The sequence below is a fragment of the Sulfuricaulis sp. genome, from assembly GCF_024653915.1.
GTDB lineage: Bacteria > Pseudomonadota > Gammaproteobacteria > Acidiferrobacterales > Sulfurifustaceae > Sulfuricaulis.
This window is the reverse complement of the sequence record NZ_JANLGY010000020.1, coordinates 24,393-44,764: the sequence shown is the minus strand read 5'-3', so window position 1 is coordinate 44,764 and position 20,372 is coordinate 24,393. Positions and strand designations below refer to the sequence as shown.

General features: G+C 58.6%; 18 protein-coding genes and 3 pseudogenes. 19 read left to right on the top strand and 2 right to left on the bottom strand.

The annotated features are described in order from the left end of the window. Window positions 1-6: 6 nt before the first annotated feature. From NUV55_RS09990 to NUV55_RS09960, 7 genes are all read left to right on the top strand, one after another. Window positions 7-753 carry a (Fe-S)-binding protein gene (locus NUV55_RS09990; RefSeq protein WP_296672560.1) on the top strand — a complete coding sequence of 249 codons (747 nt, stop codon included), beginning with the start codon at window positions 7-9 and terminating at the stop codon, window positions 751-753. Next, the gene (locus NUV55_RS09985; protein WP_296672558.1) at window positions 744-2,150 is read left to right on the top strand and encodes a LutB/LldF family L-lactate oxidation iron-sulfur protein; all 1,407 of its coding nucleotides are present in this window, start codon (window positions 744-746) and stop codon (window positions 2,148-2,150) included. The genes NUV55_RS09990 and NUV55_RS09985 overlap by 10 nt, the downstream gene beginning before the upstream one ends. Further along, window positions 2,147-2,776, top strand: a complete 630-nt coding sequence (locus tag NUV55_RS09980; RefSeq protein ID WP_296672556.1) for a lactate utilization protein C — start codon at window positions 2,147-2,149, stop codon at window positions 2,774-2,776. Before NUV55_RS09985 ends, NUV55_RS09980 begins: the two co-directional genes overlap by 4 nt. A gap of 23 nt (window positions 2,777-2,799) precedes the next feature. Continuing rightward, a complete protein-coding gene (locus tag NUV55_RS09975) occupies window positions 2,800-4,305 on the top strand; it encodes a CoA-acylating methylmalonate-semialdehyde dehydrogenase (RefSeq protein ID WP_296672554.1) in 1,506 nt (501 codons plus the stop codon). Window positions 4,306-4,469: 164 nt separating this feature from the next. Further along, window positions 4,470-4,943 (top strand): protein tyrosine phosphatase family protein, encoded by a 474-nt coding sequence (locus NUV55_RS09970; RefSeq protein WP_296672552.1) that lies wholly within the window; start codon window positions 4,470-4,472, stop codon window positions 4,941-4,943. Next, window positions 4,943-6,178 (top strand): DUF4147 domain-containing protein, encoded by a 1,236-nt coding sequence (locus NUV55_RS09965; RefSeq protein WP_296672550.1) that lies wholly within the window; start codon window positions 4,943-4,945, stop codon window positions 6,176-6,178. The genes NUV55_RS09970 and NUV55_RS09965 overlap by 1 nt, the downstream gene beginning before the upstream one ends. Before the next feature lie 6 nt (window positions 6,179-6,184). Beyond that, window positions 6,185-6,892 carry a hypothetical protein gene (locus tag NUV55_RS09960; RefSeq protein ID WP_296672548.1) on the top strand — a complete coding sequence of 236 codons (708 nt, stop codon included), beginning with the start codon at window positions 6,185-6,187 and terminating at the stop codon, window positions 6,890-6,892. 35 nt (window positions 6,893-6,927) lie between these two features. Here the strand turns inward: NUV55_RS09960 and NUV55_RS09955 are convergent, their stop codons facing one another. Then, complete coding sequence (locus NUV55_RS09955) at window positions 6,928-7,698, bottom strand: UDP-2,3-diacylglucosamine diphosphatase (protein WP_296672546.1); 771 nt, start codon at window positions 7,696-7,698, stop codon at window positions 6,928-6,930. A gap of 18 nt (window positions 7,699-7,716) precedes the next feature. Then, entirely contained in the window at window positions 7,717-8,217 is a 501-nt protein-coding gene (locus NUV55_RS09950; RefSeq protein WP_296672545.1) for a peptidylprolyl isomerase, read from the bottom strand. Between the two features lie 144 nt (window positions 8,218-8,361). Between NUV55_RS09950 and gltX the strand changes: the two genes are divergently transcribed. The 12 genes and pseudogenes from gltX (at window position 8,362) to rimI (ending at window position 20,363) form a co-directional block, all read left to right on the top strand. Next, the gene (gene gltX, locus NUV55_RS09945) at window positions 8,362-9,762 is read left to right on the top strand and encodes a glutamate--tRNA ligase (RefSeq protein ID WP_296672543.1); all 1,401 of its coding nucleotides are present in this window, start codon (window positions 8,362-8,364) and stop codon (window positions 9,760-9,762) included. 22 nt (window positions 9,763-9,784) lie between these two features. Further along, window positions 9,785-11,218, top strand: a complete 1,434-nt coding sequence (cysS, locus tag NUV55_RS09940) for a cysteine--tRNA ligase (protein WP_296672542.1) — start codon at window positions 9,785-9,787, stop codon at window positions 11,216-11,218. Between the two features lie 135 nt (window positions 11,219-11,353). Further along, the gene (locus NUV55_RS09935; RefSeq protein ID WP_296672541.1) at window positions 11,354-13,087 is read left to right on the top strand and encodes an acetolactate synthase 3 large subunit; all 1,734 of its coding nucleotides are present in this window, start codon (window positions 11,354-11,356) and stop codon (window positions 13,085-13,087) included. Continuing rightward, window positions 13,087-13,578: an acetolactate synthase small subunit gene (gene ilvN / locus NUV55_RS09930; RefSeq protein ID WP_296672540.1), complete on the top strand. Its 492-nt coding sequence runs from the start codon at window positions 13,087-13,089 to the stop codon at window positions 13,576-13,578. The genes NUV55_RS09935 and ilvN overlap by 1 nt, the downstream gene beginning before the upstream one ends. Window positions 13,579-13,697: 119 nt before the next feature. Continuing rightward, on the top strand, window positions 13,698-14,714 hold the full coding sequence (gene ilvC, locus NUV55_RS09925; RefSeq protein WP_296672538.1) for a ketol-acid reductoisomerase: 1,017 nt from the start codon (window positions 13,698-13,700) through the stop codon (window positions 14,712-14,714). Between the two features lie 98 nt (window positions 14,715-14,812). After that, window positions 14,813-15,475, top strand: a complete 663-nt coding sequence (locus NUV55_RS09920; protein WP_296672536.1) for a phosphatidylserine decarboxylase — start codon at window positions 14,813-14,815, stop codon at window positions 15,473-15,475. Next, window positions 15,475-16,257, top strand: a complete 783-nt coding sequence (gene pssA, locus NUV55_RS09915) for a CDP-diacylglycerol--serine O-phosphatidyltransferase (RefSeq protein WP_296672535.1) — start codon at window positions 15,475-15,477, stop codon at window positions 16,255-16,257. Before NUV55_RS09920 ends, pssA begins: the two co-directional genes overlap by 1 nt. Before the next feature lie 281 nt (window positions 16,258-16,538). Further along, window positions 16,539-18,086 (top strand): 2-isopropylmalate synthase, encoded by a 1,548-nt coding sequence (locus NUV55_RS09910; protein ID WP_296672533.1) that lies wholly within the window; start codon window positions 16,539-16,541, stop codon window positions 18,084-18,086. A 25-nt stretch (window positions 18,087-18,111) separates the two neighbouring features. Then, window positions 18,112-18,525, top strand: a pseudogene (locus NUV55_RS13870) (uracil-DNA glycosylase family protein); the annotation flags it as partial. Between the two features lie 87 nt (window positions 18,526-18,612). Continuing rightward, window positions 18,613-19,581 (top strand): annotated as a pseudogene (locus NUV55_RS13865) (hypothetical protein); the annotation flags it as partial. A 3-nt stretch (window positions 19,582-19,584) separates the two neighbouring features. After that, window positions 19,585-19,884 (top strand): annotated as a pseudogene (locus tag NUV55_RS13860) (uracil-DNA glycosylase); the annotation flags it as partial. Continuing rightward, window positions 19,881-20,363, top strand: coding sequence for a ribosomal protein S18-alanine N-acetyltransferase (rimI, locus tag NUV55_RS09900; protein ID WP_296672531.1), 483 nt, complete (start codon window positions 19,881-19,883; stop codon window positions 20,361-20,363). The pseudogene NUV55_RS13860 and the gene rimI, both read left to right, overlap by 4 nt. Window positions 20,364-20,372 lie beyond the last annotated feature (9 nt).

Genomic DNA, 20,372 nt, shown 5'->3' with positions numbered 1-20,372 from the left:
CACATCATGCGCGTTGGTTTATTCGTCACCTGTTTGGTGGATTTGATGCGGCCGAGCATCGGCTTTGCGGCCTTACGCCTGCTGGAAAACGCGGGGTGCGAGGTGGTGGTGCCGGAAAGCCAGACCTGCTGCGGGCAGCCCGGTTACAACTCCGGCGATTACGCATCCGCCAAGGCACTGGCGCTGAAACTCCTGGGGGAATTCAAGGACTGCGATTATGTTGTCCTGCCCTCCGGTTCCTGCGCCGGCATGATAAAAGTGCATTATCCGGCCTTGCTCAAAGACGACCCAAGCGTTCTCGAATCGGTCAATCGCCTGTCCTCCCGTACTTACGAGTTGACCGATTTTCTGGTCAATGTCCTCAAGATTGAAAAAATTCCCGGCCGTTATTCCGGTTCGTTGACGTATCACGATTCCTGCTCGGGACTGCGCGAACTCGGCGTACAGGCGCAGCCGCGCGCGCTGCTCGCAAAGATGCCGGGCGTGACCCTGACAGAAATGACCGAATGCGCCACCTGCTGCGGCTTCGGCGGAACCTTCGCGGTCAAGTTCGGCGCTATTTCCACGCGCATGGCGGACAAGAAATGCGCCAACATCGCCCAGACCGGCGCCAGCGCCGTGGTGGCTGGCGACTTGGGCTGCCTGCTGAATATCGAGGGCCGTCTGCGCCGTCGCGGCGACCTGCAAACCCGGGTGCTGCATATCGCTGAGGTCTTGGCTGGGGAAGGCAAGGAGGGCAGCACGTGGAAGTAACCGCGATGCATTTCAGGCGCAAGGCGGCGGAAAGCCTGGAAAACGCAAAGTTGCAGCACGCCCTGAAAAAGATGCAATCGAAATTCGTCGACAAGCGCGCGGCGGCGATTACAGAGCTGCCGAATTTCACCGAAATCCGCGATGCCGCGACTGACATCCGCGAGCGCGTGGTCAATCACCTCGACAGTTACCTGTTGCGTTTCGAGCAGGAGGCAACCGCGCGTGGCGCGGTGGTGCACTGGGCGGAAGACATCGAGGAGGCCAATCGCATCGTGGTGGAAATTGCCCAGCGCCACGGTGTGCGCAAGGTCGTCAAATCGAAATCCATGGTCACGGAGGAATGTGCGCTCAACGATTATCTGGCGAGCGTCGGCGTGGAGGTGCTGGAGACCGATCTGGGCGAGTACATCCTGCAACTGGCGCACGAACCGCCATCACACATCGTGGCCCCGGTGGTGCACAAGAGCAAGGAAGAGATCGCCGACCTGTTCGCGGAAAAGCACAAGCGCACGCGCAAAACGGAGATTACTGAAATGTGCCGCGAGGCGCGCGAGGTGCTGCGCCCGGGATTCCTGTCGGCCGACATGGGCATCTCCGGCGCGAATTTCATTATTGCCGAGACCGGTTCAGTGTTGATCGTCACCAACGAGGGCAATGGCCGGTTGACCACCACGCTGCCGCGCGTGCATGTGGCCATTACCGGCATCGAAAAGGTTGTGCCCACACTGGAGGATGCAAGCACGCTTCTGCGCTTGCTGCCGCGTTCTGCCACCGGCCAGCCCATCACCAATTACGTCTCGGTCCTGACCGGAATTCGGGGCCAGGACGAATCCGACGGACCGGAGCATTTTCATATCATTCTGCTCGATAACGGTCGCAGCCGCCTGCTTGGCACCGAGCTGCAACCGATGCTGCGCTGCATCCGTTGTGGCGCCTGCATGAATCATTGTCCGGTGTACCAGAACATCGGCGGGCACGCCTACGGCTGGGTCTATCCGGGCCCGATGGGGTCGGTGCTGACGCCGTCCTTCGTGGGACTGGAGAACGCCATCGATCTGCCCAATGCCTCGACCTTCTGCGGCGAATGCGCCGTGGTCTGCCCGGTGAAGATTCCGTTACCGGACCTGATGCGCCATCTGCGCCATCAGCAGGTGGTACGTCATTTGCGTCCCTGGACCGAGCGCGTCGCGCTTAGGCTATGGTCGTGGGCGGCACGGCATCCGGCGGTGTACGCGCTGCTCACGCGTGCGGCGGTGCGATTACTATGTTTACTGGGTGGAAAAGAAAAAAGATTGCGTCATCTGCCGGGCGCCTCCGGCTGGACCAAAGGGCGCGACATGCCCGCGCCGGCCGGCCGGACGTTCCGCGAACTGTATCAGGCGAGGCGTTCCTTATGAGCGCGCGTGAAAACATCCTGGCGCGGATCAGCAAGGCACGTGGTTCAAGTGTTGTTGCCGATATCAGCGCTGAAATCCGACGCCATCAACGCGGACCGATTCCACCGCTGGAAGATGATCTGATCAAGCGTTTTGGCGCGCGCGCCGTGAGCCTGGCGAGCGACGTGGCACAGGCTCGGACGATAACGGAAGTGCCCGCTTTGGTCGCACGGTATCTGGGCGAACGCCAGTTGCCGATGCAGGGTGTATGCTGGCCGGCGCTGGCGCCCTACGGCTGGAATTCCGTGGGTATTGAGCTACAGACACGCGCCGCGCGCGGTGATGATCTGGTGGGCGTCACCGGCGCCTTTGTCGGCATTGCCGAAACCGGCACCTTGATGCTGCTCTCCGGACCCGAGACACCGGCGACGGTCAGTCTGTTGCCGGAAACGCATATTGCCGTGATCGAGTCCGGGCGCATTGTAGCGAACATGGAGCAGGCCTGGGACCGGCTGCGCGTTGAACGGGGCACACTGCCGCGTGCGGTTAATTTCGTTTCCGGTCCTTCACGCACGGCGGATATCGAACAGACCGTCACGCTCGGCGCGCACGGACCGTATCGGGTACTGATCATTATCGTCGGCTGAAAATTTTGCAGAGGAACGCAGTCATGACAAAACCTCTCTTATCACTGTGGATTAACGGCAAGGCACAGGCCAGCGCCAGTTCGCGCGCAGCGGATATATTCAATCCGGCGACCGGCGAGGTTATCCGGCGCGCGCCGCTGGCTAACAAGCAGGATGTGGAAATGGCCGTGGCCGCGGCACAGGCGGCGTTTCCCGGCTGGCGCGATACCACGCCACTGCGGCGCGCGCGTATTCTCATGCGCTTTCGCGAGCTGATGCAGGCGCATCGCGAGGAACTGGTTCACCTGACGACGGAAGAGCATGGCAAGACGCACGAAGATGCCGCCGGATCTCTGCAGCGCGGCATTGAGGTGATTGAATTCGCCATGGGCGTGCCGCATCTGCTCAAGGGCGAGCAGGCCGAGGATGTTGGTCGCGGCGTGGACTGTCATTCGCTGCTGCAACCGGTGGGCGTGTGCGCCGGCATCACGCCGTTCAACTTTCCCGTGATGGTACCGCTGTGGATGTTTCCGGTGGCCATTGCCTGCGGCAATACTTTTATTCTCAAGCCTTCAGAGAAAGTGCCGTCGGCGAGCTTGCGCATGGCCGAGCTGCTGCACGAGGCGGGGCTGCCGGAGGGGGTGTTTAACGTGATTCCCGGCGACAAGGAGGCGGTGGATGCCTTGCTGACGCACCCGGACGTGCGCGCGATTTCCTTCGTCGGCTCGACGCCGGTGGCGAAATACATCTATGAAACCGCGGCACGGCACGGCAAGCGTGTGCAAGCCCTGGGCGGCGCCAAGAACCACGCGGTTGTCATGCCGGATGCCGATCTCGATTTTGCCGCGAATGCGCTTATGGGTGCGGCCTACGGTTCGGCCGGCGAGCGTTGCATGGCGATTTCGACGGTCGTGGCCGTGGGCGCGGCCGGCGATGCATTAGTCGAAAAGCTGCGCGACAAGGCGTCGCGACTGAAAATCGGAGCGGGAGACGAGAAAGGCATCGACATGGGGCCGGTGATTACCGCCGCCCATCGCGAACGCATACGCAAGCTGATCGATAGTGGCGTGGCGGAAGGCGCAAAGCTGGTATTAGACGGACGCGGACTCAAGGTTGCTGGCAGGGAAAAAGGTTTTTATCTCGGGCCGACCCTGTTCGACAAGGTCACGACCACGATGGAAATTTACCGGGAAGAGATTTTCGGTCCGGTGCTCATCGTCCTGCGGGCAGACAACATCGGTGATGCCATCCGTCTCGTGAACAACAATCCCTACGGCAATGGCACCGCTATCTTTACGCAGTCCGGCGCGCACGCGCGCCGCTTCGAGCGTGACATCGAGGTCGGCATGGTCGGCATCAATGTGCCGATCCCGGTGCCGATGGCATTTTTCTCCTTTGGCGGCTGGAAGGCCTCGCTGTTCGGCGACCTGCACGTGCACGGCATGGAAGGCGTGTATTTCTACACCCGCAGTAAGGTCGTAACGAGTCGTTGGCCGGAGAACGAAGACAAGGGCTCATCGTCCAATCTGTCGATGCCGACACTTGGCTAGAATCCATCTCAAAAAAATAAAGCAACCGCAGATGAACGCAGATGAAGAAGAGATAAACGCAGATAGCTTATAGGAATTTTTTATCCGCGTTCATCTTAAAAATAAATCCGTGTTAATCTGCGGTTTAAGATATTTTGAGCTGAGTTTTAGCATACGGCCATACCGTGGATGAAGGCACCCTGGAGAAAATCTACAACTATCGCCGGTTGAGCGATATGATTGCGACGGCCGGCCAACCGACGGAAGAAGAACTGACCACCGTCACGGAAGCAGGATTTGAGGTTGTCGTGAATCTCGCCCTGCACGACGCGGAATATTCCCTGCCCGACGAACGCAAGACTGTTGAATCCCTCGGTATGCGTTATATCCATCTTCCTGTCGTCTGGGAGCACCCCACGCAAGACGATCTTGAGGATTTTTTTGAAATCATGGATGAGCTGGCGGGCAAGCGTGTATTTGTTCATTGTGCCGCCAACAAGCGCGTTTCGGTTTTTATGGCGCTTTATCGTCTGCGGCGGCAGGGTTGGCTGCCGGATGTTACTATGCCTGATGTGCTGGCGATCTGGGAGCCGGATTCGGTGTGGCAGGAGTTTCTGGAAATGGCGCGACAGGTTGCGCCGAAACATAACAACGCATGATGAACGATAGTCGAAAAAAACTTCTACAGATATTCCAGTCTGCGCTCGCCGCGGTCAACGGCCGCGCCTGCGTGCGTGAGCGGCTGAAGGAAAGGCCGCTGCCCGGAAAGGTATACATGGTGGCGGTGGGCAAGGCCGCTTGTGCCATGGCGCAGGGCGCGCAGGACGTGATGGGCAATCTTATCGCTGATGCCCTGATTATCACCAAAAAAGGGCACGCCGAAGCGTTGCCGTGGCCGGTGCTGGAGGCGGGGCATCCTTTGGTGGATGAATCCAGTCTGGAAGCCGGCCGCAAGTTGCTGGTGTTTGTGGACCGGATTCCCAAAGACGCATCGGTGCTGGTATTGATCTCTGGTGGTGCCTCGGCGCTGGTGGAGGTATTGCCGTCGCAGATCAGCCTCGACCAGTTTCAGGAGATCAACCGCTGGATACTCGGTTCGGGGCTGGACATCAACGATTACAATCGCATCCGCCGGCGCCTGTCGCGCCTCAAGGGCGGTCGCTTGGCCAAACTGCTTTATCCGCGGCGAGTTCTGTGCCTCGTGGTTTCAGATGTGCCGGGAAACGATTTGCGTGCCATCGGTTCCGGTCCGCTGGTGGCGGACGAAGACATGCGCCGGCCTTTGACAGTACGGGGCCTCCCGGATTTTATTACCGAGGCCCTGAAACACATGCCGCCGGCGCCGGCTCCCGACGACGTCTGTTTTCAGAACGTAAAACGTGAGATTGTCGCCACGCTCGATAACGCCAAGAGTGCCGCGCTGGAAGCGGCCAAGGAATTGGGTTATTTGGCCATGCTCGAGACCGGTTTTATATCCGGCTATGCCCTGGAAGCGGGAGCACGCCTGGCAAAAAAATTGTTACGATCCGAACCCGGCACGGTTCATATCTGGGGTGGCGAGACCACCATACGGCTTCCGGAATCGCCGGGCCGCGGGGGGCGCAACCAGAGTCTGGCATTGGCCGCCGCCATGATGCTGCGTGGACATGACGATGCGTGGTTCCTTTCGGCCGGCACCGATGGCACGGACGGTCCCACGGACGATGCCGGCGCACTGGTGGATGGTGGCACGATTGCGCGCGGGGAACAGTCCGGACTAAACGCGGAACAGATGCTGGCGCGGGCCGACGCCGGAAGTTTTCTGGAAGCGAGTGGTGATCTGATCCAGACCGGACCCACCGGCACCAACGTCATGGACATCATGCTGGGATTAAAAGTAACAGGCGGAAGCTGAAGGCTAATGATCCGGCGTTTTTTTCTGCTCGCCCCCCTGATGTGGCTGGCGCTGGTCTCCTGCTCCGAGCCAACGACACCGGCGGCGGTACTGTATTTTATCGAACACGAACCGGGCGCTGAGCCCTACCGCACGCGCATGGTCGTCACGGCGGGTTTTCTGCGCATGGACGGCGGGATCGATAGCGAGGATTTCCTGCTGTTCGATCGGGCCGATGGAACCCTTTACAGCGTCAGCAGTGCGGACCGGCAGATTCTGGTCTTCCGGCCACGACCGATGGACGCCAAATCCCCGGTCAACCTGGCACACAAGGTGGTTCGCGACAGTGCCGCGTTTCCCGCCGTCGGAACACACCCGGTTAGCCACTATGAATTGCTGACAAATGGAAAGCGTTGCTATGACCTCTACGCGGCCGCGGGGTTGATGCCGGAGGCGGTGGTAGCGATGCGCCAATACCGCGAGGTGCTGGCGGGACAGCAGGCAAAAACACTGCCGATGACCCCCCGGGAAATGCAGACGGCCTGCGACCTCGCGAATAACGTGTTTCTCCCCGCGCGCCATCTGGAACATGGTTTTCCAGTCCGGCTTGTGGACATGGCCGGCAAGACAATTGAGCTGGTGGATTACAACACGGAGTTCCGCGCCACGGCCGCCATGCTGCGCTTGCCGGGGGAATACAAACGGTTGATGATCGAGGAGTTGCGAACGAAGTGAAAAGTGCAGAGCTAAAAGCGATTAGCTGAATGGATTCAGCTTTTCACTTTCATCTTTTCATTTGTTAGTGTTTTTTCGAGCGGCAGACCCTTTAATGCCCAGCCGCGCGCATCCACGCTGAGAACACTGCCTTGTTCGTACCAGTCACCGAGCACCATGCGGCGTGCGGGTTGGCCGTCGAGCGTGAAGATATGCTCGTTGGGCCGGTGCGTGTGGCCGTGGATCAGGCGCTGTACACCGTGATCGCGCATGACCGCCTCGACGGCCTTCTGATTGACGTCCATGATTTCCGGTTTTTTGCTGGCGGTCGAATTTTTACTGATCTCCCGGAAGTCACGCACAATCTTGTCGCGCTCGGCGACAGGCTTTCCCAGAAACGCCTGCTGCCATGCGGTATTCCTCACTTGTGCGCGGAAGGCCATGTATTCGACGTCGTCGGTACACATCGAATCGCCGTGCATCAGCAGAGTGGTTGTACCGTGGAGATCGATACGCGTCGGGTCGGCCAGCAGGCGGCAGCCAGTAGCTTTTTCAAAACCGTCCGCCATCAGGAAATCGCGATTGCCGTGCATGACGAATACCGGTGTCCCGCTCGTTGTCAGCCTGCGCAGGCCGTGCACGATGGGGCGAAATTCCTCCTGCTCGGTGGCCTCGTCGCCGATCCAGTACTCGAACAGGTCGCCGAGGATATAAAGCGCGTCAGCGGCGCGCGCACGGTGCTGGAGAAAGTCGAGAAACAGTCCAGTGATGGCAGGGCGGGTGCCACAGAGATGCAAGTCGGAGATGAAGAGTGTGACAGCTGGCATCTCTTTTCTTCTGGCCTCCTATTTTTCTTCAACGACCTGTACTTTTTCGACGAGCACGTCGGACAGCGGTATATCCTTGTGACCAAGCTTGGAGCCGGTGGCGACTCCCTTGATCTGGTCGACGATATGCATGCCGTCAATGACCTTGCCGAACACACAATAACCCCAACCCGCCGGCGTGGGCGCGGTGTAATTCAGGAAATCGTTGTCCACGATGCTGATGAAGAACTGGCTGGTGGCGGAGTGCGGATCGGTGGCGCGCGCCATGGCAAGCGTGCCCCGCGCATTGCGCATACCGTTGTTCGCTTCATTCTCGATGGGGGGTCGCGTCATTTTCTGGGTCATGCCCGGGCCGAAACCGCCGCCCTGGATAATAAACTTGTCGATGACTCGGTGAAACAGCGTGCCGTCATAAAAACCGTCTTTCGCATAGGCGAGAAAGTTTTCCACGGTCTTCGGCGTCTTTTCCGGATAGAGCTCCAGGACGATGGTGCCGAAGTTGGTTTTCATGTGAATCATCAGTGGGCGCTCTTTTGTACTGGTGGCCGAGTCAACCCGCCGATGGCGGGCTTCTGTACCGAAGTTTACACTGGATTGGCGTGCCTGTCGTAATGCCGGGACTTCGCCGGAAGGGCGGTTTCCGCTAACATGGCGCCCTTCACGATGACTTCACGACCCTTCAAGACCCGCTTCGCACCCAGCCCCACGGGCCTGCTGCATCTCGGCAATATCCGCACGGCGCTTTTCAATTTCCTGCTGGCACGACAGGCAAGCGCGACCTTCCTGCTGCGCCTGGAAGATACCGACGCCATGCGCGGGCATGAGAAATACGCCCGCGCGCTGGAGCAGGATTTGCGTTGGCTGGGCTTGGCCTGGAATGAAGGACCGGAGGCCGGTGGCCAGCATGGGCCCTATGCGCAGTCCGAACGCGATTCAATCTACAAGGAATACTTCAGCGCCCTTGAAACCAAAGGCCAGGCCTACCCGTGTTTCTGCAGCGAGCATGAGCTGGCTATTGCGCGCAAAACCGCCCTGGCCGCGCATCGCCCGCCGCGCTACTCCGGCAAATGTCGTGCGTTGTCGTCACAGGAGGTACAGGCCCGTTTTGCCAAGGGAGAACCCGCGACGCTGCGGTTTCGGGTGGAAGAGGGAAATACCGTCGAATTCGAAGACAAGGTGCGCGGGCGGCTGACATTCAACACGGATGATATCGGCGATTATGTTATCCGCCGTTCCGATGGCACGCCGGCATTTTTTTTCTGTAACGCCATTGATGACGCACTGATGGAGGTGACTCTGGTCGTGCGTGGCGAGGATCACCTGACCAATACCCCACGCCAGATTTTACTGCTCAAGTCGCTCGGACTGCCGCTGCCGGAGTATGCGCATATCGCGCTCGTGGTTGGAGCCGACGGCGCGCCGCTGTCCAAGCGGTCTGGCTCGAAATCAGTCGAGGAGTTACGTTCCGTCGGATTTCTGCCGTCCGCCATCAACAACTATCTGGCGCGTCTGGGACATACCTACGATGCCAATGCCTCTATGAATCTGGAAATTCTGGCAGAATATTTTAATTTGTCACGGCTGGGTCGGGCGCCCGCACGTTATGATGAGGCGCAGCTGATGCACTGGCAGCGCGAGGCGGTGTTGCATCTGCCGTCCGCAGCGATACGGGAATGGATGGGTGAGGCGGTGCAGGCGTTGGTGCCCGCCGACAGCTTTGCTGCGTTCATTGAGGCAGTGCGGGGCAATATTTCTTTTCCCGCGGACGCGCAGCACTGGGCGCAGATTGTGTTTACGGATAAGCTTGCTCTCAGCCATGCGGCCAGGGAGGCCATGGCGACGGCCGGCCCGGAATTTTTCGCGAGTGCGCGCCAGGCATTGGAAAAGCATGGCGCCGATTTCAAGGCCATCAGCGATACGGTAAAGCAGGCACGGTCCGTGAGCGGGAAGTCTCTGTTTCAGCCCTTGCGCGCGGCGCTCATGGGCGAGCTGGACGGGCCGGAGATGGCCAAGCTCCTGCCGCTTATCGGCGTGGAACGTGCCCGGAAAAGACTATCAATATAGCAGGTAACAAAAAAACAAGACTATGCTCCAGATTTACAACAGCCTTACCCGGAAGAAAGAAACCTTTACCCCCATCACACCCGGACAGGTCCGCCTGTACGTGTGCGGCATGACGGTGTACGACTACTGTCATCTCGGCCACGCACGCGTCATGGTGGTGTTCGACATGGTGGCGCGCTATTTGCGCTCGCGCGGTTACGCGGTGACTTATATTCGCAACATCACCGACATAGATGACAAGATCATTAATCGGGCGAAAGAGAACGGCGAAGATATCAGCGCGCTTACGGAACGCTTTATTCAGGCTATGAATGAAGACGCCGCGGCTTTGGGTGTAATCCCGCCGGATCAGGAGCCACGCGCGACGGTGCACATGCCCCAGATTCGCGACATGATCGCCCGGTTGGTTGAGCTTGATTTTGCCTACGCCGCGAAAAACAACGATGTGCAGGGACGCACAAGTGTCGCGGGAGACAGGACGTCGAGAGCGACGGACGTCTATTATCGTGTGCGAAAATTCAAGCCCTATGGCGCGCTTTCCGGCAAGACTCTGGATGAATTGAAAATCGGGGCGCGCGTGGAGATCGATGAGGACAAGGACGATCCGCTTGATTTTGTCCTGTGGAAGGCGGCCAAGCCCGGCGAACCGCAGTGGGAATCTCCTTGGGGGCCGGGCCGTCCCGGTTGGCATATTGAATGCTCGGCCATGTCTACTGCCTGTCTCGGCAGTCACTTTGACATCCACGGCGGCGGTATGGACCTCAAGTTTCCGCATCATGAAAACGAAATTGCCCAGAGCGAGGCAGCGACGGGCGAGAGCTTCGTCAACACCTGGATGCATGTCGGCTTCGTGCGACTCAACGAAGAAAAAATGTCGAAATCACTCGGCAATTTCTTTACGGTGCGCGAAGTACTGAAGAAATTCGAGCCGGAAGTAGTACGCTATTTCATTCTGGGGAGCCATTACCGCAGCCCGCTCGATTATTCCGACGAGAATTTGCAGGGCGCCAAAGCCGCCTTGACCCGTTTTTATCTGGCGTTCAAGGATCTGACTCCGGCTGATGAGGGAGGGGCAGCAGCGGAGTACGAGGACAAGTTTCAAGCCGCCATGGATGACGACTTCAATACGCCCGGTGCGCTCGCGGTGTTGTTTGAGCTGGCGCGTGTCATCAACAAGCTACGCGAGGATGGCTCAACGGCGGCCGCTCCGCTGGGTGCGGCCCTGCGTCGCATGGGCGGGATACTCGGTCTTTTACAGCTGGACCCCCAGGCCTTTTTGCGTGGTGGTGCCGCCGGTGGCCTGAGCGATGCGCAAATCGAGACCCTGATTACCCGGCGTTCAGAGGCGCGCAAGAACAAGAATTGGACCGAATCGGACCGCTTGCGCGACGAACTCAAGGCTCAGGGAGTCATTCTGGAGGATGCCGGTGGCCGGACCAGCTGGCGCCGACAGTAATAAACCGCTGTTTGTGGCTCTTCGCTATTGACCCTGCGGATACTTATAAGTAATTTCTTATTTTAAACCGGCAACCGCCAAGGCCCGCGCGCCCGGTTTGGGGCGTACGCGGGTTTTTATTTCCCTGAGGTTTTTGTGGAATTAACTGGCGCAGATATTTTTGTCCGTTGCCTGGCTGACGAAGGCGTGGAACATGTCTTCGGCTACCCTGGCGGCGCGGCCTTGCACATTTACGACGCGCTCTACAGGCAGGACAAGGTAAAACACATTCTGGTGCGGCATGAGCAGGGCGCGGCGCACGCGGCCGACGGCTATGCGCGCGCCACCGGCCGCCCCGGCGTGGTGCTCGTCACCTCCGGTCCGGGTGTGACCAACACCATCACCGGCATCGCCACGGCGTACATGGATTCCATCCCGCTCGTGGTGTTCAGCGGTCAGGTGGCCACCAGCCTCATTGGAGATGACGCGTTCCAGGAAGTGGACGCAGTCGGCATCACGCGCCCGTGCGTGAAGCACAATTTTCTGGTGAAGGACGTGAAGGACCTCGCGGCCACGGTGAAGAAGGCGTTCTACATCGCCACCACCGGCCGCCCCGGCCCGGTGCTGGTGGATATCCCGAAAGATATTACCGCGCATAAATGTGAGTACGCCTATCCCAAGAGTGTCTCCATGCGTTCTTATGCTCCGGTGAATGAAGGTGATCCGGGGCAGATCAGAAAGGCCGTGGATCTGATGCTCGCGGCCAAGCGCCCGATGATCTACACCGGCGGCGGGATTGTGCTTGGTGAGGCCTCCGCGGCGTTGACCGAGCTGGTTCGCTTGCTCGCTTACCCCTGCACCAACACGCTCATGGGGTTGGGCGCCTACCCTGCGACCGACCCGCTCTTCGTCGGCATGCTCGGCATGCACGGCACCTATGAAGCCAACATGGCGATGCACGAATGCGATGTGCTGATCGCCATCGGCGCGCGCTTCGACGACCGCGTCACTGGCGATCTCAACAAATTTTGCCCGCATGCGCGCATTATTCATGTCGACGTGGATCCGGCCTCGATCTCGAAGAATGTCCCGGTGGAAGTTCCCGTGGTGGGCGGCGCGGAATCGGTGATGCGCGAGATGATCAGGCTGATCAAGGCCTCAATACAGAAACCCGATCAGACGGCGCTGGCAGCCTGGTGGCAGCAGATAGACAAATGGCGCGCCATGAATTGCCTCGACTACGACCACGACAGCAAGCTCATCAAGCCGCAGTACGTTATCGAACGGCTTTACGAAATCACCGGAGGCGATGCCTACATTACTTCCGATGTCGGTCAGCACCAGATGTGGGCGGCGCAGTATTACAAGTTTGACAAGCCGCGGCGCTGGATCAATTCCGGCGGTCTTGGCACCATGGGTTTCGGACTGCCGGCTGCCATGGGCGTGAAACTCGCCTTCCCCGAGGCGACGGTGGCTTGCGTCACCGGCGAGGCCTCGATCCAGATGTGCATCCAGGAACTCTCCACCTGCAAGCAGTACGATCTGCCGATCATGATTGTGAATCTCAATAATCGTTACATGGGCATGGTACGTCAGTGGCAGGAATTCTTTTATGACCGGCGTTATTCGAATTCTTACATGGATGCCCTGCCCGACTTCGTGAAGCTGGCCGAGGCCTACGGACATGTCGGGTTCAAGATCGAGAAACCGGGCGACGTGGAAGGCGCTATCAAGGAAGCGCTAAAAATGAAAGATCGTCTGGTGTTTCTGGATTTCATTACCGACCAGACCGAGAACGTCTACCCCATGATCGCGGCCGGCAAGGGACAGCATGAAATGCATTTGAAGCCTTGCAAGGCAGTGGTGCCGACCGACCGGGAGCTGGCCTGATGCGCCACACGATTTCCATGTTGCTGGAAAACGAGTCGGGCGCGCTGTCGCGCGTGGCGGGCCTGTTTTCCGCGCGCGGCTACAATATCGAATCGCTTACCGTGGCGCCCACCGAAGATGCCACCCTGTCGCGCCTGACGTTGGTGACCAGCGGTTCGGAAGATGTCATCGAGCAGATCACCAAGCAGCTTAACAAGCTGGTGGACGTGGTCAGGCTGGTCGATCTCACGAAAGGGCAGCATATCGAACGTGAAATGCTTCTGATCAAGGTGAATGCCAGTGGCGCCGCTCGCGCCAAGGTCGGCCAGCTGATCAAGGATTATCAGGGACGCATCATCGATGAGTCTGACGCTACTTACACAATTGAGCTTACCGATACCAGCGAAAAGCTGGATGCCTTCGTTAAGGCCGTCAATCACAATGGCATTATCGAGGTGGTACGTTCCGGTGTTTCCGGTATTGCCCGCGGAGAGAAAAGCCTGCGAGTTTAATATTGATTTTGAAACCGCAGATTAACGCGGATATAAGCATCTAAATTCTGATTTTATTTTTTAATCCGCGTTAATCTGCGTTTATCAGCGGTTACATAAATATATAGAGGTCATTAATCATGAAAATCTTTTACGACAAAGACGCCGACCTTTCGCTCATCCGCGGAAAAAAAGTCACCATCGTGGGCTACGGTTCTCAGGGCCACGCGCACGCCCAGAATCTCAAAGACAGCGGTGTGGGCGTGACCGTTGGCTTGCGCGAAGACTCTGCCTCGGTTCAGAAAGCGAAGAACGCCGGTTTGACCGTGAAGAGCGTTCCCGAGGCGGTCAAGGGCGCGGACGTGGTCATGATTGTCGCGCCGGACGAACAGCATAAGAAAATCTATCAGGAAAGCGTCGAGCCGAACCTTAAAAAGGGCGCGACACTGGCCGTGGCCCACGGTTTCTCGGTTCACTTCGGTTTTGTTCAGCCGCGTCCCGATCTCGATGTCATTATGATCGCGCCCAAGGGTCCGGGCCATCTGGTGCGCTCGACTTTTACGCAGGGCGGCGGCGTCCCCTGCCTGATTGCAGTTAAACAAGATACCAGCGGCAAAGCTCGTGACGTGGCGCTTTCCTATGCCTCGGCTATCGGTGGCGGGCGTGCCGGTGTTATCGAGACCACATTCAAGGACGAGTGCGAGACCGATCTTTTCGGTGAGCAGGCGGTGTTGTGTGGCGGCGCTACGCATCTGGTGCAGGCCGGTTTTGAGACATTGGTGGAGGCGGGTTATCCGCCCGAGATGGCGTACTTTGAGTGCCTGCACGAGCTGAAACTCATTGTGGACCTCATGTACGAGGGTGGTATTGCCAACATGCGCTATTCGATCTCGAACACCGCCGAGTACGGCGACTACACTCGCGGCCCACGCATCGTGAACGAACAGACCAAGGCCGAAATGAAAAAGATTCTCAAGGAAATCCAGTCCGGTCAGTTCGCCAAGGAATGGATGGCCGAGAACGAAACCGGTGGCAAGCGTTTTCCGGAAATGCGCGCCCAAGCTGCCAAGCACCCGATCGAAGAGGTCGGCGGCAAACTGCGCGACATGATGCCCTGGATCAAGGCCAGCCGCATCGTCGATAAATCTAGAAACTAATAAATTTCACCGCAGAGGACGCAGAGAGCGCAGAGTTTTTTTTCTTAATTTCTCTCTGCGAACCCTGCGATCTCCGTGGTAAACACTCATATTCGAATATGACTAACGGGAGCTACCCCATACTGGCCCGTGAGGGCCAGTGGCACATGGTGTTTGCCACAGGCGTGGCGCTGGGCGTGCATTATTTCGCCGGACCCGTGTGGGCGGCACCATTCTGGATAATTCTGGTTTTTATCGTTCAGTTCTTCCGCGATCCTCCTCGTCAAATTCCCGATATTTCCGGCGTTGTGATCTGTCCCGCAGACGGAAAGGTAATCGCGCTCGGCGAAGTCGAGGATCCTTATCTCAAGCGCCCGGCCCGGCGTGTGAGTGTATTCATGAACGTTTTCAACGTTCATTCCAACCGCAGCCCGGTCGCAGGCAAAATCATGGAACGCTGGTACAGCACGGGCAAATTCGTTAATGCGGCCCTCGACAAGGCTTCTCTCGACAATGAGCGCAATGCCTTGTGGATACGGACCGATGACGGTCAGGATATTGTGGTGGTGCAGGTTGCCGGTCTGATTGCACGGCGTATACTCTGTTATGTACAGCCGGGCGCACGGATCGCGCGTGGCGAACGTTATGGATTCATCCGGTTCGGGTCACGTGTGGATGTCTATCTTCCACGAAACGCTCAACTCGAGGTTTCACTGGGTGACAAGGTGAAGGGCGCCGTCGACGTAATCGCCCGCTTTGCGCCGCCGGCGCAGGAGAAATAATGGATCGTTTTGACGACACACCCGCCCCCGAGGAGAAGCAACGGCGTCGGGGTATTTATATTCTTCCGAGCCTGTTCACCACGGCCAGTCTCTTTGCCGGTTTCTATGCCATCGTGCAGGCAATGAACGGCAGTTTCGAGTACGCGCCCCTCGCCATTTTTATCGCGATGATTCTGGACGCTCTCGACGGGCGGATTGCGCGAATGACCCACACGGAAAGCGATTTCGGCGCTGAATACGACAGTCTGGTGGACATGGTGTCCTTCGGGCTTGCGCCCGCGCTCATCATGTATGAATGGGCGCTCTCCGGCATGGGTAAACTCGGGTGGCTGGCGGCCTTTATTTACACGGCTGCCGCTGGTTTGCGACTGGCTCGTTTCAACACGCAAGTTGGCATAGCGGACAAGCGATTTTTCCGTGGCCTGCCGAGTCCGGCGGCCGCGGCCGTGGTGGTCGGTCTGGTCTGGGTGTTGCACGCCAATGGCGTGCCGGGTCGGGAGATCAGCATTGCGGCGCTGATCGTGACTGTCGTGGCCGGCGTGCTGATGGTGAGCAATATTCGCTACCGCAGCTTCAAGGACGTGAATTTGCGCGGGCGGGTATCATTTATGACTATCCTGACACTGCCGCTGGTGTTTGTGTTGCTGTTCCAGGATCCCCCGCAGGTGCTGTTCCTGACCTTCCTCGTGTACGCGCTATCCGGCCCGATGGCGTTTCTGTTCCGGCGTGCGCGCCGGGAGAAAGAGGACCATCCTGAAAAACACCCCCACGGCCGGGTTTAAATTTGTCGAGCTTTGATTTAAGCTTTGACCATGCAGGGCCAATCCTCCATTCTCTTCAGCACCCGGCAGCACCGCCACGTGGTGTCGCCGGTTTGTGCGCCTTCTGCGCTGTCTTCCCGACTGCTGCTGCGCCGCTAGGCGCAAATTAACCCCCTTCCTGGCGAGGAATATAATACGCAACCCAGAACCTGTTTTTAGCCCGCATGATTTGAAAGAATCATGCCTACTATTATGATGACAAGACGAGCGAAGCAGGGCTACATTTTCGCAGAGAGAAGACCATGAACGATCCGTTAATCATATTTGATACGACATTGCGCGATGGCGAACAGAGCCCTGGCGCCTCCATGACGCGCGAGGAAAAAGTGCGCATCGCCAAGGTGCTGGAACGTATGCGCGTGGACATTATCGAGGCCGGATTTCCGGTGGCCAGCCCCGGTGACTTTGAGGCCGTGAAGGCGGTGGCCGAAGAAGTGAAAGACAGCACCGTATGTGCCCTGGCGCGCGCCGTGGAGAAAGACATCGATCGCGCCGCCGAGGCCCTCAAGCCGGCAAAGCGCGGCCGCATCCACACCTTTATCGCCACCAGCCCGATCCACATGCAACACAAGTTGCGCATGACGGAGGACGCGGTGCTCGAACGCGCGGTGTCCATGGTGAAGCGCGCGCGTCAATACACAGACGACGTGGAATTCTCGGCCGAAGACGCCGTGCGTTCCGAAATGGATTTCCTGTGTCGTGTGTTCGAGGCCGCGATTGCCGCCGGTGCCAGGACCGTCAATGTGCCCGATACCGTTGGCTACAGCATTCCCCATGTCTGGGGGGAGCGCATCAAGACCCTGATCGAACGTGTGCCGAATGCAGACAAGGCCATCTGGTCGACACATTGCCACAACGATCTTGGATTGGCAGTGGCCAATTCGCTCTCAGCGGTACTGAACGGGGCGCGCCAGGTGGAATGCACCATCAATGGGTTGGGCGAGCGTGCCGGTAACGCATCACTGGAGGAGGTAGTCATGGCGGTGCGTACGCGTCGCGATATCTTCTCTTGCGACACGCGTATTGATGCTACCCAGATCGTTCCTGCGAGCCGTCTGGTATCCAGCATCACCGGTTTTCCGGTGCAACCCAACAAGGCCATTGTGGGGGCCAATGCCTTCGCGCACGAGTCCGGTATTCACCAGGACGGCGTTATCAAGAAGCGCGAGACCTACGAAATCATGCGCGCCGAGGACGTCGGCTGGATCGCGAATCGCATGGTGCTCGGCAAGCATTCCGGGCGCAACGCCTTCAAGAGCCGCCTCAAGGAATTGAACATCGTGTTCAAGACCGAGCAGGAGCTGAACGCGACGTTCGAGCGATTCAAGGATTTGGCTGACAAGAAACACGAAATCTTCGACGAGGATTTGCAGGCGCTGGTGACCGAGACCGATCTGGAGCTGGAAAATGAACACTTCCGCTTGGTATCGCTCAAGGTCTGTTCCCAGACCGGCGAGACGCCTTTTGCCAATATCACGCTGGCCGTCAACGGCTCGGAAAAGCAGGCGGGTGCGCCGGGCAGCGGCCCGGTGGACGCCGCGTTCAAGGCGATCGACAGCATCGCGGGTGGCCAGGGCCAGTTGCTCCTTTATTCGGTTAACAACATCACCAGTGGCACCGATTCACAGGGCGAGGTGACGGTGCGTCTGGAAAGGGGCGGGCGCATTGTGAATGGCCATGGGGCGGATACCGACATTGTAATCGCTTCTGCGAAGGCCTATCTCAATGCCCTGAACAAGCTGGTTGCACCGGCGGAGCGCACGCACCCGCAGGTGGGCCAGCCGATATAATCTTGTTATTCCATGACACTGCCTTATGCTTAAAGCCATGAACGTACAGGAGGAGATACGTCGTCGGCAGTATCTCGACGCGCTCGGCATTACGCGCTGGGAACCGCGTCATACACCGGATTTGGCCGCACCGGAAACAGCCATTGAACCGGTTCTGTCCAGAGCGCCAAGTGACACAACCAACACCCAGGACTGGACAAAGCTGGAAGCGGAAGTGCGCGCGTGCACAAAGTGTTCGTTGCACACCACGCGCACGCAAACGGTTTTCGGTGTCGGTCATCGCCAGGCCAAGTGGATGTTCATCGGCGAGGCTCCCGGGGCGGAAGAGGACAGGCAGGGCGAGCCGTTCGTGGGCAAGGCCGGTCAGCTGCTGAATGCGATTCTGTTTGCACTGGGCCTGAAGCGTGAGGAGGTCTATATAGCGAACGTCTTGAAATGTCTGAGGTACAACGCCCTGGTTCAGCTCGGCGACGGTTCTTGGGAGCGGATTGGCCGTTTGGTTCGTTCCCGCTATGACGGTTTGGTGATGTCCGCGGATGCGGTCGGCCGGCTGGTGCCGCGCCGTGTCACCGGTTGGCACGAATCACCGCTCGGCAACCGGCGCGTTTTCCGCATGACCTATCGCTTGGCAAAAAACGCGGGCAAGAGCCGGGTGGGTATACAGTTAACGGGGGACCATGAGGTTCTCACACAACGCGGCTTTGTTGCCGTGGAAGCCCTGCAACCTGGTGATCGGATCGCCACAGGGCAGGGACTGAGTCCACTCGTTTTTGACGTTGTGTGTGGCACGCTGCTCGGTGACGGATATCTGGCCGCGGACAAGACCATGCTCTCGTTCGGTCATTCGGCGGTTCAACGTGAATATGCTCTGTTCAAGGCCGATCTGCTCAAGGAGCTCGATCCACGGGTGGATGAGCTTTCCGTCTCCGCCGTGGTCGGCGGACAGAAGACATATCCGGTAATACAGGTCAGGACTCTGGCGCACCGCGCCCTGCGGATTCTTCGCAAGGACTTCTATCCCTCCAGAAAACGCGTTCCAGCGTGGATGGCGACGCAGCTTAACGAACGGATGCTGGCGTTCTGGTTCATGGATGATGGTTACACGCGGATTCGCCCGAGGCGGCAGCCGCTTGCTGAGATTGCCACTTGCGGTTTCCCTGAAGAGGATTTGCTGATTCTGCAGCAGGGACTGTCACAGCTCGGCCTTCGCGCCAAGGCGGCGCGTGGGCGGTTATATTTCGATGTGGAGACGACGAGAGCGCTTTCCGAGCAAATCGCGCCTTATGTTCCTCCCACGATGCGCTACAAGCTGCATCCTGAGGTTGCTCGCCGCATCCCGTTTTGCCCTGACCGTCTGTCTCTCGGGCCGGCCGAAGTGTTCTACGACGACTTTGAAATCGAGGATATCACCGATCGACCGCGCACGGACAAGACCTTCTTCTGCATTGACGTTGAGGAGACACACAACTTCGTGACTGCCGGTGGCGTCGTGCATAATTGTCGTCCTCCCGGCAACCGTGATCCACAGCCGGAAGAGGTGGCGCAATGCGAACCGTATCTGCAGCGCCAGATTGGGCTGATCAAGCCGCGCCTGATCGTGGCGCTCGGACGGCATGCCGCGCACAGCCTGCTCAAGACTGACGTCCCGTTGGGGAAATTACGCGGGCAAAAGTTGTCCTACCACGGCACGCCGCTGTTTGTGACGTATCACCCGGCCTATCTGCTGCGCAACCCGGTCGACAAGCGCAAGGTCTGGGACGACCTCTGCCGTGCCAAGGCCGAGATGGAAAAATCATGAGTGCTGTCGTCATTTCAAACCTGCCCTTGCTGCGTCCCATGACCGGGCATGACCTGGCGGCGGTGATGGAGGTGGAAAATTTCGCCTACGAATTTCCCTGGACTCTGCCCATTTTCCGCGATTGTCTGCGTGTGGGCTGCCATTGTTATGTCTACGAATCCCCTCAGGAAGGAATTATTGGGTACGGCATCATGACGGTGACCGTGGGTGAGTGCCATATCCTGAATATCTGTATTCACCCGGATTATCAGCGACAGGGGCTGGGCGAGGGCATGGTGCTGTTCCTGCTCGATTTTGCCCGGCAGAACAAGGCGCGTGTGGCGTTGCTGGAAGTGCGGCTGTCCAACGCCGCTGCTTACAAGCTTTACACCAAGTTGGGATTCGACGAAGTCGGGTTGCGCAAGAGCTATTACCCAGCGCGCCAGGGCCGCGAAGACGCGATTATTCTCGCACGGGACCTGACTGTCCGGGACCGATAGTCCGGGAGG

What these genes read in the sequence shown, in the direction of transcription:
- NUV55_RS09950 (WP_296672545.1), bottom strand. Translation starts at nt 8,217, where the DNA reads ATGATTCACATGAAAACCAACTTCGGCACCATCGTCCTGGAGCTCTAT.
- NUV55_RS09980 (WP_296672556.1), top strand. Translation starts at nt 2,147, where the DNA reads ATGAGCGCGCGTGAAAACATCCTGGCGCGGATCAGCAAGGCACGTGGT.
- ilvC (WP_296672538.1), top strand. Translation starts at nt 13,698, where the DNA reads ATGAAAATCTTTTACGACAAAGACGCCGACCTTTCGCTCATCCGCGGA.
- NUV55_RS09975 (WP_296672554.1), top strand. Translation starts at nt 2,800, where the DNA reads ATGACAAAACCTCTCTTATCACTGTGGATTAACGGCAAGGCACAGGCC.
- rimI (WP_296672531.1), top strand. Translation starts at nt 19,881, where the DNA reads ATGAGTGCTGTCGTCATTTCAAACCTGCCCTTGCTGCGTCCCATGACC.
- ilvN (WP_296672540.1), top strand. Translation starts at nt 13,087, where the DNA reads ATGCGCCACACGATTTCCATGTTGCTGGAAAACGAGTCGGGCGCGCTG.
- gltX (WP_296672543.1), top strand. Translation starts at nt 8,362, where the DNA reads ATGACTTCACGACCCTTCAAGACCCGCTTCGCACCCAGCCCCACGGGC.
- NUV55_RS09910 (WP_296672533.1), top strand. Translation starts at nt 16,539, where the DNA reads ATGAACGATCCGTTAATCATATTTGATACGACATTGCGCGATGGCGAA.
- NUV55_RS09965 (WP_296672550.1), top strand. Translation starts at nt 4,943, where the DNA reads ATGAACGATAGTCGAAAAAAACTTCTACAGATATTCCAGTCTGCGCTC.
- NUV55_RS09960 (WP_296672548.1), top strand. Translation starts at nt 6,185, where the DNA reads ATGATCCGGCGTTTTTTTCTGCTCGCCCCCCTGATGTGGCTGGCGCTG.
- pssA (WP_296672535.1), top strand. Translation starts at nt 15,475, where the DNA reads ATGGATCGTTTTGACGACACACCCGCCCCCGAGGAGAAGCAACGGCGT.
- NUV55_RS09955 (WP_296672546.1), bottom strand. Translation starts at nt 7,698, where the DNA reads ATGCCAGCTGTCACACTCTTCATCTCCGACTTGCATCTCTGTGGCACC.
- NUV55_RS09920 (WP_296672536.1), top strand. Translation starts at nt 14,813, where the DNA reads ATGACTAACGGGAGCTACCCCATACTGGCCCGTGAGGGCCAGTGGCAC.
- cysS (WP_296672542.1), top strand. Translation starts at nt 9,785, where the DNA reads ATGCTCCAGATTTACAACAGCCTTACCCGGAAGAAAGAAACCTTTACC.
- NUV55_RS09990 (WP_296672560.1), top strand. Translation starts at nt 7, where the DNA reads ATGCGCGTTGGTTTATTCGTCACCTGTTTGGTGGATTTGATGCGGCCG.